Raw genomic sequence first — 13,263 nt, forward strand, 5'->3', positions numbered from 1 at the left:
GTGCGCATCGACGTCATCACGATCTTCCCCGAGTTCTTCGACGTCCTCGAGGTCTCTCTCCTCGGCAAGGCCCGTGGCAACGGGCTCCTGGACGTCCGCGTCCACAATCTTCGCGATTTCACGACCGACCGGCACCGCACGGTCGATGACACCCCCTATGGCGGGGGAGCGGGCATGGTCATGAAGCCCGAGCCCTGGGGTCTCGCCCTCGATGCGATCGCACGGGAGGCGGCCTCTGCCCCCACGTTCATCTTCCCGTCGCCGGCGGGAGAACGGTTCGTGCAGGCGACGGCTCGTGAGTGGAGCGGCAAGGACCACCTCGTCTTCGGCTGCGGCCGGTACGAGGGCATCGACGAACGGGTGTTCGCTTACGCGGCCACCCTCGGCGAGGTGCGACTCGCCAGTCTCGGCGACTATGTGCTCAACGGCGGCGAGGTGGCGTCGATGGCGATGATCGAGGCCGTCGGGCGTCTCGTGCCCGGCGTCGTCGGCAACCCCGAGAGCCTCGTCGAGGAATCGCACGAGGACGGCCTGCTGGAGTATCCCTCGTACACGAAGCCCTCCGAATGGCGCGGACTGGTCGTTCCCGACGTGCTCCTGAGCGGACATCACGGGCGTGTGGCCGAGTGGCGCCGGGAACAGCAGGTGGAACGCACGCGCGAGCGGCGCCCCGACCTGCTCGCCGACTGAGTCGGGATCAGTCGACGCCGAGGAACGCGCGGTCGGTCAGGACGACGGGACCGTCGGTCGTGACGGCCACGGTGTGCTCGGTGTGCGCCCCGCGCGAGCCGTCGGCGCTGCGCAGCGTCCAGCCGTCCGGGTCGGTCACGAGGCGATCTGTCGTCTCCAGGAGCCACGGCTCGAGCGCGACCACGAGACCTGCGCGCAGCGGGTAGCCGCGGCCAGGCTTGCCGTCGTTCGGGACGTGCGGGTCGCCGTGCATGACGCGGCCCACGCCGTGTCCGCCGAAATCGGTGTTGATGGAGTACCCCGCATCGTGCGAGACGGCCGCGATCGCGGCCGAGACGTCGCCGACCCGGTTGCCGACCGTCGCCGCCTGGATCGCCGCGTCCAAGGCGACGCGTGTGGTCTCGATCAGGCGCAGATCCTCGTCGCGCGGCACTCCGACCACGAAGGAGACGGCGGAGTCCGCGACCCAGCCGTCGACGGATGCGGCGAAGTCGAGGGAGACGAGGTCTCCGTCGCGCAGCGTGTAGTCGAAGGGGAGCCCGTGCAGCACGGCGTCGTTGATGGAGGTGCAGATCACTTTGCCGAACGGGCTGGCGCCGAAGGAGGGGTGGTAGTCGATGTAGCAGGACTCGGCGCCGGCCTTGCGGATCATGTCGTGCGCCCTGCGATCGAGTGTCAGCAGATTCGTGCCGACCTTCGTCTCGTCCCGCAGAGTCGCCAGCACTTCGGCGACGAAACGTCCGGCCGGTCTCATCTGTTCGATCTCGGCAGGCGTGCGCAGTTCGATCATGGTGCTCCCTCGTTCTCTCCTCCATTCTCTCCCGGCGACCGCATCGTGTGTCGCGGTCGCGACCTCCGGGTCCCGCTGGGCGTCCGCCCCGAGTGTCGGCGACGACCGGCGCCCACGCCGGACGGCCGCGTACGATGCAGTCATGTGGCTTCGTCGCGCCGGCTTCCACTGGCTTCTGCCGTCCGCCTTTCTGCTGCCGCTCTGGCTCTTCGTCGGCTGGACGGTGACGGGGGCGGGCGGTTGGGCTCTGCTGTGGGTGCTCTTCATCGCCATCCCCTCGGTGTTCCTCGGTCAGCTGCTGCTGACGCTGCTGACGCGTCTGCGGCCGACGGCTCGCGCTGAGCGCGCGCTGTCCTGGTGGGATGTGGCCGGCTACGGCCTCTGGCACGCATTGACGATCGCGCTCGGCCTCTTCGTGCAGCAATGGTGGGCGCCCGTCATGGTGCTCACGGTCCTGGTGGGTGTGGCGAACATCTGGCTGCAGCTCTGGCAGCTGTGGCGCGAGGCACGCCCGCGCGCGGCGGTGCTGCACACGAGCGACGGCACCGCCTACATCCCGTCGACGCGGCCGACCCGGCCTGCGACCGCGCCGGCGCACGAGGTCATCGTCGTCGAGGAGACGCTGCACCGCGACGCCTGAAGTTGGCGCCGCGGGCGGCGCATGGCAGAATGGTTGTTTGTGCCCTGACCGGTCTCTGCCTCAGGGGAGACAGCCGCGCATCCCGCGCGGTGCGGGCACCGCTTCAACTTTCATAAGAACAAGTTTCGCAGCCGACCTGTGGCGGTTGCAGGAAGAGATCCCTCATGCAGATCCTCGACGCCGTCGACGCGGCTTCGCTCCGCTCCGACATCCCCGACTTCGGTCCCGGCGACACCGTCAAGGTGCACGTCAACATCACCGAAGGCAACCGCTCGCGCATCCAGGTCTTCCAGGGCGTCGTCATCGGCCGCCAGGGCGACGGCGTGCGCGAGACCTTCAACGTCCGCAAGATCAGCTTCCAGGTCGGCGTCGAGCGCATCTTCCCGGTGCACTCGCCGATCATCGACAAGATCGAGGTCGTGACGCGTGGTGACGTGCGTCGCGCCAAGCTGTACTACCTCCGCAACCTCCGCGGCAAGAAGGCGAAGATCAAGGAGAAGCGCGACCGCTGATCGCGTTCTTTCACGAAGCCCCGACCGCTCCGGCGTCGGGGCTTCGTCGTGTCCGCGGCCGCGTCCGGATGTGCGACGCTAGAGTGCGGCTCGTGCCGCCTGTATCTCGAGGAACTGCATGAGCACCGACAATCCCTCCGTCGACGACGCATCGCTGCCCCGCCGATCCCGGCCCCGCCGGCGGCGCGGCGCGCTGATCTTCCTCCGCGACGTGCTGGTCATCATCCTCATCGCGCTGCTCGTGTCGTTCCTCGTCAAGACGTTCCTGGTGCGCTCGTTCTACATCCCGTCGGCGTCGATGGAGAACACGCTGATCGAGCAGGACCGCATCCTCGTCGATGAGCTGACGCCGCGTTTCGGAGGATACGAGCGCGGTGACGTGGTCGTGTTCCGCGACCCGGGTGGCTGGCTCGGCTCGTCGGTGTCCGCTCCGAGCCAGGGGCCGATCGTCGACGGCATCGAATGGGTGCTCTCGCTCGTCGGCCTCGCGGCGCCCGACAGCGACGACCATCTCATCAAGCGCATCATCGGCCTGCCCGGGGACCACGTCGTGTGCTGCAACGACCTGGGGCAGATCACGGTCAACGGTGCCCCGATCGACGAGTCCTCGTATCTGCTGCTGCCCGATCCCGGCGCCCCCGCATCGTCGCTCGACTTCGACATCACGGTGCCGGAGGGATCGCTCTGGGTGCTGGGGGACAACCGCTACCGGTCCAAGGACTCGCGGTACAACCAGGATCAGCCCGGTCGCGGGTTCGTCCCCATCGACAACGTGGTCGGACGCGCCTTCCTGATCACCTGGCCGTTCGACCGCTTCGGCGGCATCGACTTCCATCACGAGGTATTCGCCGACGTCCCGCGGCCGGAGGGGCAGTGAGCCCGGTTCAACCGACGCTGCGCCTGGAACGGCGCCTGTGGGCAGAGCAGCGCGTCGTCGTCGCCTGCGACGAGGTGGGACGAGGCGCTCTCGCCGGCCCTGTGGTGATCGGTGCGACGGTGATGGCGCCGCGGACCCGCCGCGTTCGGATCCCCGAGGGGCTGCGTGACTCGAAGCTCATTCCGGAGGCGCGGAGGGCGGATGTGGCCCGAGCCGCCGCGGCGTGGGTCGATGCGAGCGCTCTGGGCTGGGCTTCGGCTGCAGAGATCGACGCCGTGGGGATCACGCGGGCGCTCGGCCTCGCCGCGCACCGCGCTCTCGACGGGATCCGCGCGCAGGGCGTGGACATGACGGATGCGGTCGTACTGCTCGACGGCAACCACGACTACATCTCGCCGGCCGGCGCGACGCCGTACGAGGTGCGCACCGTCATCAAGGGCGATCGTGATTGCGCGAGCGCCGCGGCCGCGTCCGTGGTCGCGAAGGTCGCGCGTGACGCGCACATGGTCGCGCTGCACCCGGATGCGCCCGCGTACCTGTGGGAGCGCAACAAGGGCTATGCGAGCCCTGAGCACCGTGCCGCCATCGCCGCGCACGGGCTTCACGCGCATCATCGTGCCTCCTGGCAGATCGCCGCGGCGCCCACACTCTTCTGAGACCGCGCCGACCCGGACCGCAGCCGTAGAATGGACGCACCATGGATGACGATGTCTTCGAAGACTACGACCGCGAACTCGAGCTCGCTCTCTACCGGGAGTACCGCGACGTCGTCTCGCAGTTCCAGTACGTGATCGAGACCGAACGCCGCTTCTACCTCGCCAACGACGTCAATGTCGTGCGTCGCGACACCGAGCACGATTTCTACTTCGAGATCTCGATGACAGACGTGTGGGTGTGGGACATCTACCGCGCCGACCGCTTCGTGAAGGCCGTGCGCGTGCTGACGTTCAAGGACGTGAACGTCGAGGAACTCTCCCGCCGTGACTTCCAGCTTCCCGAGGAGCTCTCGCTCGACAACTGAGCGGCTCTCCTCACCCCGTGGGACGCGGCGGGTTCTCCCCGCCGACGCATCCGGCCTGAGGGGCGACCTCCTCGAGTCGGCACGCTGGGGGCATGGCAGCGAAAGACGACCTGGGGCGAGACGGTGAGAACCGTGCCGCATCCTTCCTGGCCGAGCGCGGGTACCGGATCCTCGACCGCAACTGGCGGTGTCCTCTGGGTGAGATCGACATCGTCGCGGCGGAAGCCGGCGAGATCGTCGTCGTCGAGGTCAAGACACGCACGAGCGAGCGTTTCGGGCATCCGCTCGAAGCCATCGACGCGCGCAAACGCGCCCGGCTGTGGCGACTCGCGGTGGCCTGGTGCATGGCGCATCCCGACGAGGCTCGAGGTCGCGCCGTGCGCATCGACGCCGTGTCGGTGCTGGGCATGGATGCGGGCACCGGACATGTCGAGCATCTGCGAGACGTGCGATGACCGTCGCGCGGACGTGGTCGATCGCGCTGAACGGGCTCGAGGGCGCCCTCGTCGAGGTCGAAGCCGATGTCAGCCAGCAGACCCCCGAGTTCCGCATCATCGGGCTGGGTGATCGGGCGCTCGGCGAGGCTGTGCAGCGCGTGCACAACGCGTGCGCGAACTCCGGGCTTCCGTTGCCCAGACGCCGTCTCACGGTCAACCTCTCACCGGCGAGCCTGCCCAAGCACGGGTCCGGGTTCGACGTCGCGATCGCGATCGCCGCGCTGACGGCAGACGGCGGATTGGATGCGGCGTCGGTCGCCGGTACGGTGCATATCGGCGAGCTGGGGCTGGACGGCCGGCTGCGGCCCGTCGCGGGCGTGCTCCCCGCCGTGGTGGCCGCCGCGCGTGCCGGGCGTCGCCGGATCGTCGTTCCTGCCGCGAACGGCGAGGAGGCCCAGCTCGTGACGGGCATCGAGGTGCTGCCGGCGGCGACATTGGCCGAGGTCGCGGCCCGGCACGGCGCGGACGTGGTCGTTCCCGACGCGCCCCCGCCGATGCGCGCCGCGGCGGCGGACGAGGAGCCGGAGCTGCTGGACCTGTCGGACGTCATAGGTCAGCGCGAAGCGGTCGAGGCGCTGGTGGTGGCCGCGGCGGGCGGGCATCACCTGCTGATGAGCGGGCCGCCCGGGGCGGGCAAGACGATGCTCGCGCGGCGCCTGCCGGGCATCCTGCCGCCGCTCGATCGCGAGGCGGCCCTCGCCGTGGCATCGATCCGGTCGCTGTCCGGCGAGGCCGTGACCTCGCTCACCCGCATCCCGCCGCTGGAGGCGCCGCACCATACGGCCAGCGTCGCGGCGCTCGTCGGCGGAGGCTCCCGCGTGATCCGGCCCGGCGCGATCGCCCGCGCCAGCGAGGGGGTGTTGTTCCTCGATGAGGCGGGGGAGTTTCCCGCGAGCGTGCTCGATGCCCTGCGACAGCCGCTCGAGCGTGGCGACATCCACATCCACCGCTCCGGGGTCAGCGTGCGCTACCCCGCACGGTTTCAGCTGGTTCTCGCGACCAATCCCTGTCCCTGCGGCAACTACGGAGTGCGTGGTGCGACGTGCGAGTGCCCGCCGGCCGCGATCCGCCGCTACCTGGGTCGACTGTCGGGACCGCTCCTGGACCGCGTGGACATCGATCTGCCGATGCGCCGCGTCGTGGCGGTGGGCGCCGACGCCGCGGTCGGGCGCGTATCGACAGCGGAAGCGGCCGGACGCGTCGCGGCTGCCCGTGCGCGCACCGCGGAGCGGTTGGCGCGGACGCCCTGGCGGCGAAACGTCGATGTTCCCGGCCGTTGGCTGCGCGAAGGACCCACGGCGCCGCCCGCCGCCGTGCGGGCGCCGCTGGATGCCGCGCTCGAACGCGGCCAGCTGACCTTGCGCGGGTACGACCGCGTGCTGCGGTTGGCATGGACGTTGGCCGATCTCGCGCAGCGTCCCCTTCCGACCCCGGAGGACATCGGCCGAGCGCTCTTCATGAAACGGGGGATCGCGGCATGAACGTCGCCGCCGCGATCGAGCGCATGCTCCCTCTGCTGGGGGAGCGGGCCACGCCGGAGCGGGCCGCCCGGGTCTTCTGGAGCGGTGTCGCAGAACCGGGCGATGCGATCGCGGGAGCGCTGCTGGCGCGCGTGCCCGCCGTGGCCGCGCTCCGCGTCGCCGCGCACGCGGCGGAGATCCAGCGGATCACCGGGACGGGAGCGCGCCCCGCGGCGGATGCGGCAGCACGCTGGCGTCCTCGACTGCGCGACGACCTCCTGAGCGACCCGCTCGAGCGGGCGGCGCGCTCGCGCGTGTCGATCCTCGTCCCCACGGACCCCGAGTGGCCCGAAGCGGTCGACGACCTGGGGCAGCACGCTCCGATCACGCTGTGGGTCCGCGGCGCTCCCGCTGCGCTCCGTGCGCCATCGATCGCGCTCGTCGGTGCACGGGCGGCAACCGCCTACGGCGAAACACGTGGCGGGTGAGCTCGCTGCGGGAGTGGCCGGCGCGGGCGTCTCCGTCATCTCGGGCGCCGCCTACGGGATCGACGGTGCAGCGCATCGCAGTGCACTCGCCACCCGCTCCGGGTCCACCGTCGCCGTCCTCGCCGGCGGCTGCGATCGCTCCTACCCCGCCGGGCATGAGCAGCTGCTGGAGCGGATCGCCGCGACAGGGGCGGTGGTCGCGGAAGTGCCGTGCGGGGCAGCGCCGACCAAGTGGCGATTCCTCGCGCGCAACCGCCTCATCGCGGCACTCTCGCTCGCGACCATCGTTGTCGAGGCGGGGCCACGGAGCGGGTCGTTGAACACGGCCGGGCACGCGGCGTCGTTGGGTCGCCCCCTGGGAGCCGTGCCGGGACCGGTCACCAGTGCGGCCTCCCTCGGATGCCACCGGCTCCTGCGCGAGTACGACGCGGTCTGCGTGACGGATGCGGCCGAGGCGCGGGAACTAGCCGGCCTCGGGATGGCTCGGCCACTCGCGGTGCCCGGGGCGCGGACGGATGAGCGGACGCGCGTGCGGGACGCGCTGAGCACGAGAGTCGGGCGCGATGCGACCGAGCTGGCGGCGCGATCGGGGCTCGCGACCGCCGAGGTCGAGGCCATCCTCGGCGTCATGCTCTTGGACGGATCGGTCGTGGGCATCGACGGCGGGTGGCGACGCGCTGCGGGGCGGTGACTGGCAAGCTGGCTGCATGTTGCTAGTGGCTGCGATCGAGGCGTGGTGCGATCACCTCGCGGACGTGCGTCGCCTGTCGCCGGCGACCGTGCGGGCGTATGGGGCCGATCTGCGCGATTTCGCCGCGCTGTCCGGGGTCCAAGAGGTCGAGAGTGCGGACCTGGAGGAGCTGCGCGAGTGGCTCTGGCAGGCCACGAACCGCGGCGATAGCCGCGCGACGATCGCCCGGCGTACCGCATCCGCCCGAGGCTTCTTCGGCTGGGCGCGCGAGCAGGGGATCATCCAGGCCGACCCGAGCCTGCGTCTCATCGCACCCAAACGCGGTCGCACGCTTCCGGCGGTCGCGAGCGCGCCCGCGCTGGGCGAGATGCTCGGCGCCATGGCCAGGGACAGCGCCGACGGTGACCCCGTCGTGTTGCGGGACCGGGCCGTGCTCGAACTGCTCTACGGCGCGGCTCTGCGCGTGTCGGAGCTGTGCGCACTGCGCAGCGGGGATCTCGACCGCGAGCGTCGCACTGTCCGGGTGACGGGAAAGGGCAACAAGGAACGAGTGGTTCCCTACGGGGCGCCCGCGGACGAGGCGGTCGCCGCGTATCTCGTCCGCGCGCGACCGGTCCTCGCCGCCCGCGCCCGGGATCAGCACGCGCAAGCCCTCTTCCTCGGGGTGAGAGGCGGCGCTCTGGGTCCACGCAGCGTGTACGACCTCGTCGCCCGCACCGTCGGCCCCGTCATCGGACGGGCTGCCGGACCCCACGCCCTGCGACACTCCGCCGCCACGCACCTGCTGGATGGCGGAGCCGACCTGCGCGCCGTGCAGGAGATGCTCGGGCATGCGAACCTCGGCACCACGCAGATCTACACGCACGTCTCGCACGAGCGACTCGCGGCCACCTACCGGCAGGCCCATCCGCGGGCGTGACGCAGACCGCGCACGACGCGTACCGTGAGGGCATGACACCGCGCCGGCTGGGCCAGATCGCGATCCTCGTCGCCGCGGCGGCGGTACTGACCGGATGCGGCGTCGTCGCCGGCCCTCGACAGACCGTCCTCCCGGAGCCGCCGACCACAGCGCGACCGTCGTCGCCCGCCCCCGCCCGTTCGACCACGCCCGCGCCGACCGCGCCGTCACCCGGAGTGGACGGTCGGCTCGTCTGCGGCAGTGGGACGACGGAGATCTCCGGCGCCGATCAGGACTTCGTGCTGTCCGGCGAGTGCGGGAGCGTGATGATCGGCGGAACGGCGCTGCGTGTGGATGCGACGCAGGCGACACTCGGCGTCGTTCAGCTCTCGGGGGATCGCAACGACCTGCGCGCATCCGACATCGCGGACCTCTCCGTGGGAGGACAGGACAACACCGTCGACGCGGGAACACTGTCGACGGTGACCCTCAACGGCGACCGCAACTCCCTGACGACAGCGGGCTTCAGCGCGCTGATCTTGTCGGGCAACGACAACACGGTGCGCGCGGCCAGCCAGGGTGCGGTGACCGACAACGGCCAGCGCAACACCGTCACCGGTCGCTGAGCTCAGCAGCACGGCAGCAGCACGGCTCCGGGTACCCCGCCCAGCAGGAGCAGCGGGTTGATGTACACGCCGTCGAGCCGAGCGCCGAGGTGGAGAGCGCCGCGGGCGGCGTGCCCGCCGTCGGCGAGCGTGCCCACGACGTCGCCGGCGGCCACCCTCGTGCCCGTCGGCAGGGAGGTGGTGACGGGCTCGAGCGTGCTCACCAGGCCCTCGCCATGGTCGATGGTGACGACGGGGCGGTCGACGACGACCCCCGCGAACAGGATCACACCGTCATCGGGGGCGACGACGGTGTCGGTGCCGGCATCGATGTCGATCCCGCGATGGCCGGCCGCGTACTCGTGCGCGGGCTGCCGATAGGCCTCGACCACGCGGCCGAGCACCGGCCACGTCCACGAGTGCTCCGCATCCGCAGCGGATGCGTCGGCCGAGGTGTCCGGTGACCATGTCGCCACGGCGGACGGGGTCGTGAGGACGAGCAGGGCGATGGCGACGGCGACGGCGCGGCGGATGCGGGTGAGGACGGACATGCCCTCACCGTGCCCGGCAACGCGAGGTGCGTGGGTCGCGGAGACGCTCGTGGGGATGGTTCGCCGGGGTGGGAGAACGGGGGAGGAGATGTCCTTCGGGTGCACCGCGGTGCGGGTCGGTGGCTGATACACTTGAGGCGCACCTCGCATGTCGAGGTGACTCCGCGTGCCCAAAGCGGCCACACCCGCGGCACATCCACCCTACGGTCCCGTCTTCGGACGGGTGGGTGCGTGCCGGGCACCAGGCTCGTCGACCGATCGGTTCGACGCGAACAACCGCAACAGAAGGAGAACGGCCATGGCCGTCGTCACCATTCGCCAGCTGCTCGACAGCGGCGTCCACTTCGGACACCAGACCCGCCGGTGGAACCCGAAGGTCAAGCGCTTCATCCTCACGGAGCGCTCCGGCATCCACATCATCGACCTCCAGCAGTCGCTGTCGTACATCGACAAGGCGTACGAGTTCGTCAAGGAGACCGTCGCCCACGGCGGCACGGTTCTCTTCGTCGGCACGAAGAAGCAGGCACAGGAAGTCATCGCCGAGCAGGCGACGCGCGTCGGCCAGCCCTACGTCAACCAGCGCTGGCTCGGTGGTCTGCTCACCAACTTCTCGACGGTCAGCAAGCGCCTCGCCCGCATGAAGGAGCTCGAGGAGCTCGACTTCGAGGACCCGGCGGCCAGCGGATTCACGAAGAAGGAGCTGCTGCTCAAGAAGCGCGAGCTCGACAAGCTGCACAAGTCGCTCGGCGGTATCCGCAACCTCACCAAGACGCCGTCGGCCATCTGGATCGTCGACGCCAAGCGCGAGCACCTCGCGGTCGATGAGGCCACCAAGCTCGGCATCCCCGTGATCGGCATCCTCGACACGAACGCCGACCCGGACGAGTTCCAGTTCCCGATCCCCGGCAACGACGACGCGATCCGCTCCGTCTCGCTGCTGACCCGCATCATCGCGGACGCCGCTGCCGAGGGCCTGCAGCAGAAGCACAACCCCGAGTCCGGCGCTGAAGAGCCCCTGGCCGAGTGGGAGCGCGAGCTGCTCGAGCAGGGTGCCCCCGTCGCCGAGGGTGCTGACGCGGTCGTCGCATCGACCGAGTCGGCCGCGGACGAGGCTGCCGCCGAGGAGCAGGTCGAGGCCGTCGCCGCCGCGTCCGGCGAGAGCGTCGAGGCCGTCGCTGAGGCCGAGGCCACCGACAAGTAATCAGCGCGTCCCCTGGACCCGCTACGATCGGCGCGGCCGCGAACCGGCCGCGCCGATCGGCATCCGCGAGAACTCTCCAACAGAAGGAGCCGCCACTCATGGCAAACTTCACCATCGCCGACATCAAGGCTCTGCGCGAGCAGCTCGGCACGGGCATGGTCGACACCAAGAAGGCGCTCGAGGAAGCCGACGGCGACCTCGAGAAGGCCGTCGAGATCCTCCGCCTCAAGGGCGCGAAGGGCAACGCGAAGCGTGCGGACCGTTCGACGAGCGAGGGCCTCGTGGCCGCGCGCGAGGTCGACGGCAAGGTCACGCTCATCGAGCTGAACACCGAGACCGACTTCGTCGCCAAGAACGAGCGCTTCATCGCTCTGGCCGACAAGGTCGTCGAGGCCGCCGCCGCCGTCTCCGCCGACTCCGTCGAGGCCGCCCTGGCTGCGCCGGTGGACGGCAAGACCGTCGAGCAGCTGATCTCCGACGAGGCAGCGATCATCGGCGAGAAGGTCGAACTGCGTCGCGTGCGCACCCTCTCGGGCGACCACGCCGAGGTCTACCTCCACAAGACCAGCAAGGACCTTCCGCCGCAGGTCGGCGTCGTCCTGATCTACTCGGGCGACGACGCGGAGACGGCGCGCAGCATCGCGCAGCACATCTCGTTCGCGAACCCCTCCTACCTTTCCCGCGACGACGTGCCCGAGGCCGACGTCGAGAAGGAGCGCGAGATCGTCACCGAGATCTCCCGCAACGAGGGCAAGCCCGAGGCTGCACTGCCGAAGATCGTCGAGGGCCGCGTGAACGCGTTCTTCAAGCAGGTCGCCCTGCTCGACCAGGACTACGCGCGCGACAACAAGCTGTCCGTCGCGAAGGTCGCCTCCGACGCGGGGCTCACCCTCACCGACTTCGCCCGTTTCAAGGTCGGCGCGTAAGTCGCTCGAAAGGCCCGCATCGTCGTCGGTGCGGGCCTTTCGCATGCCGTAGTTTTGACCCGACGAGAAGAGGACGCACACATGGACGAATCGACCGGGCGCCGTCGCGTCCTTCTGAAGCTCTCCGGAGAGGCCTTCGGGGCCGGCTCTCTGGGGGTCAACCCCGACATCGTGAGCCAGATCGCTCGTGAGATCGCCGCGGCGGTCGACGAGGTCGAGATCGCGATCGTCGTCGGCGGCGGAAACTTCTTCCGCGGGGCCGAGCTCAGCCAGCGTGGCATGGACCGGGGCCGCGCGGACTACATGGGGATGCTCGGCACCGTCATGAACGCGCTCGCCCTGCAGGACTTCCTCGAGCAGGCAGGTGCCGCGACGCGCGTTCAGTCCGCGATCGAGATGACGCAGGTCGCTGAGCCCTACATTCCGCGTCGCGCTCAGCGCCACATGGCCAAGGGGCGCGTCGTGATCTTCGGTGCCGGAGCCGGACTCCCGTACTTCTCCACCGACACCGTCGCCGCCCAGCGGGCGCTCGAGATCGGCGCGGACGAGGTCCTCGTCGCCAAGAACGGTGTGGACGGGGTCTACACGGCGGATCCCAACAAGGACTCCTCGGCGGTCAAGCTCGACCGGATCACCTACAACGATGCTCTCGTGCAGGGACTCAAGGTAGTCGACTCCACCGCCTTCAGCCTCTGCATGGACAACCGCATCGACATGCGGGTGTTCGGGATGGAGCCCGCCGGCAACGTCACACGCGCCCTGCGCGGCGACGAGATCGGCACGCTCGTCACGGCGTGACCTCCGCGTGCGGGGCTCACCCCGCCACTAGACTCGAAAACTGCTGGATATGAGGGAGTTACCGTGATCGCCGATGTGCTGACCGAAACCGCCGGACGTATGGAACGCGCCGTGGAAGCGGCCAAAGAGGACTTCTCGACCGTCCGAACCGGACGTGCGAACCCGCAGCTCTTCCAGAAGCTGAACGTGGAGTACTACGGCACCCCGACGCCGCTCGCTCAGCTCGCCTCGCTGAACAACCCGGAGGCGCGCACGATCATCGTGACGCCCTACGACAAGTCGGCACTGAAGGCGATCGAGCAGGCTATCCGCGACATGCCCAACCTGGGGGCCAACCCCACGAACGACGGCAACATCATCCGCGTCACGATGCCCGAGCTCACACAGGATCGCCGCAAGGAGTACGTCAAGCTCGTGCGCAGCAAGGGCGAGGACGCGAAGGTCCACGTCCGCGGGATCCGGCGCAAGGCCAAGGACGAGCTCGATGCGCTCAAGTCCGAGGTCGGCGAGGACGAGCTCGTGCGGGCGGAGAAGGACCTCGACGCACTGACGCGTTCCCACGTCGACGCGATCGACGAGGCGCTCAAGCGTAAAGAAGCCGAGCTCCTCGAGGTCTGA

Annotated in this window: 18 protein-coding genes; 16 read left to right on the top strand and 2 right to left on the bottom strand. The window is 69.9% G+C overall.

All coding sequences use genetic code 11. The features are described from left to right. Complete coding sequence (gene trmD, locus QE374_RS00610; protein WP_309731297.1) at positions 1-690, top strand: tRNA (guanosine(37)-N1)-methyltransferase TrmD; 690 nt, start codon at positions 1-3, stop codon at positions 688-690. Between the two features lie 7 nt (positions 691-697). Here the strand turns inward: trmD and map are convergent, their stop codons facing one another. Further along, entirely contained in the window at positions 698-1,480 is a 783-nt protein-coding gene (gene map, locus QE374_RS00615; RefSeq protein WP_309731298.1) for a type I methionyl aminopeptidase, read from the bottom strand. Positions 1,481-1,622: 142 nt separating this feature from the next. Here map and QE374_RS00620 point away from each other — a divergent pair, with 142 nt between their 5' ends. The 11 genes from QE374_RS00620 to QE374_RS00670 all read left to right on the top strand — a co-directional run bounded on the left by QE374_RS00620 (position 1,623) and on the right by QE374_RS00670 (position 9,190). Beyond that, positions 1,623-2,120 (top strand): MFS transporter permease, encoded by a 498-nt coding sequence (locus QE374_RS00620; protein WP_309731299.1) that lies wholly within the window; start codon positions 1,623-1,625, stop codon positions 2,118-2,120. A gap of 164 nt (positions 2,121-2,284) precedes the next feature. Then, positions 2,285-2,632, top strand: a complete 348-nt coding sequence (rplS, locus tag QE374_RS00625) for a 50S ribosomal protein L19 (RefSeq protein WP_137417146.1) — start codon at positions 2,285-2,287, stop codon at positions 2,630-2,632. 118 nt (positions 2,633-2,750) lie between these two features. Beyond that, positions 2,751-3,509, top strand: a complete 759-nt coding sequence (gene lepB / locus QE374_RS00630) for a signal peptidase I (RefSeq protein WP_309731300.1) — start codon at positions 2,751-2,753, stop codon at positions 3,507-3,509. After that, the gene (locus tag QE374_RS00635) at positions 3,506-4,165 is read left to right on the top strand and encodes a ribonuclease HII (RefSeq protein ID WP_309731301.1); all 660 of its coding nucleotides are present in this window, start codon (positions 3,506-3,508) and stop codon (positions 4,163-4,165) included. Before lepB ends, QE374_RS00635 begins: the two co-directional genes overlap by 4 nt. Before the next feature lie 41 nt (positions 4,166-4,206). Beyond that, the gene (locus QE374_RS00640; protein WP_137417143.1) at positions 4,207-4,530 is read left to right on the top strand and encodes a DUF2469 family protein; all 324 of its coding nucleotides are present in this window, start codon (positions 4,207-4,209) and stop codon (positions 4,528-4,530) included. Between the two features lie 92 nt (positions 4,531-4,622). Beyond that, positions 4,623-4,985 carry a YraN family protein gene (locus tag QE374_RS00645; protein WP_309731303.1) on the top strand — a complete coding sequence of 121 codons (363 nt, stop codon included), beginning with the start codon at positions 4,623-4,625 and terminating at the stop codon, positions 4,983-4,985. Further along, complete coding sequence (locus tag QE374_RS00650) at positions 4,982-6,508, top strand: YifB family Mg chelatase-like AAA ATPase (protein ID WP_309731305.1); 1,527 nt, start codon at positions 4,982-4,984, stop codon at positions 6,506-6,508. Before QE374_RS00645 ends, QE374_RS00650 begins: the two co-directional genes overlap by 4 nt. Continuing rightward, positions 6,505-6,975: a DNA-processing protein DprA gene (locus QE374_RS00655; RefSeq protein WP_309731307.1), complete on the top strand. Its 471-nt coding sequence runs from the start codon at positions 6,505-6,507 to the stop codon at positions 6,973-6,975. The genes QE374_RS00650 and QE374_RS00655 overlap by 4 nt, the downstream gene beginning before the upstream one ends. Then, positions 6,965-7,666, top strand: coding sequence for a DNA-processing protein DprA (locus tag QE374_RS00660; RefSeq protein ID WP_309731309.1), 702 nt, complete (start codon positions 6,965-6,967; stop codon positions 7,664-7,666). Before QE374_RS00655 ends, QE374_RS00660 begins: the two co-directional genes overlap by 11 nt. Positions 7,667-7,682: 16 nt before the next feature. Beyond that, the gene (locus QE374_RS00665; protein ID WP_309731311.1) at positions 7,683-8,585 is read left to right on the top strand and encodes a tyrosine recombinase XerC; all 903 of its coding nucleotides are present in this window, start codon (positions 7,683-7,685) and stop codon (positions 8,583-8,585) included. A gap of 32 nt (positions 8,586-8,617) precedes the next feature. Next, complete coding sequence (locus QE374_RS00670; RefSeq protein WP_309731312.1) at positions 8,618-9,190, top strand: hypothetical protein; 573 nt, start codon at positions 8,618-8,620, stop codon at positions 9,188-9,190. A 2-nt stretch (positions 9,191-9,192) separates the two neighbouring features. On the opposite strand, the gene QE374_RS00675 is transcribed toward QE374_RS00670, so the two are convergent. Continuing rightward, positions 9,193-9,720 (bottom strand): M23 family metallopeptidase, encoded by a 528-nt coding sequence (locus QE374_RS00675; RefSeq protein ID WP_309731313.1) that lies wholly within the window; start codon positions 9,718-9,720, stop codon positions 9,193-9,195. A 298-nt stretch (positions 9,721-10,018) separates the two neighbouring features. Here QE374_RS00675 and rpsB point away from each other — a divergent pair, with 298 nt between their 5' ends. The 4 genes from rpsB (at position 10,019) to frr (ending at position 13,263) form a co-directional block, all read left to right on the top strand. Then, the gene (rpsB, locus tag QE374_RS00680; protein ID WP_309731315.1) at positions 10,019-10,921 is read left to right on the top strand and encodes a 30S ribosomal protein S2; all 903 of its coding nucleotides are present in this window, start codon (positions 10,019-10,021) and stop codon (positions 10,919-10,921) included. Between the two features lie 98 nt (positions 10,922-11,019). Beyond that, entirely contained in the window at positions 11,020-11,847 is an 828-nt protein-coding gene (gene tsf / locus QE374_RS00685; protein ID WP_137417135.1) for a translation elongation factor Ts, read from the top strand. 81 nt (positions 11,848-11,928) lie between these two features. Beyond that, positions 11,929-12,645, top strand: coding sequence for a UMP kinase (gene pyrH / locus QE374_RS00690; protein WP_137417134.1), 717 nt, complete (start codon positions 11,929-11,931; stop codon positions 12,643-12,645). A gap of 63 nt (positions 12,646-12,708) precedes the next feature. Continuing rightward, on the top strand, positions 12,709-13,263 hold the full coding sequence (frr, locus tag QE374_RS00695) for a ribosome recycling factor (RefSeq protein ID WP_137417133.1): 555 nt from the start codon (positions 12,709-12,711) through the stop codon (positions 13,261-13,263).

The sequence above is a fragment of the Microbacterium sp. SORGH_AS_0428 genome (assembly GCF_031453615.1).
Taxonomy (GTDB): Bacteria; Actinomycetota; Actinomycetes; order Actinomycetales; family Microbacteriaceae; genus Microbacterium.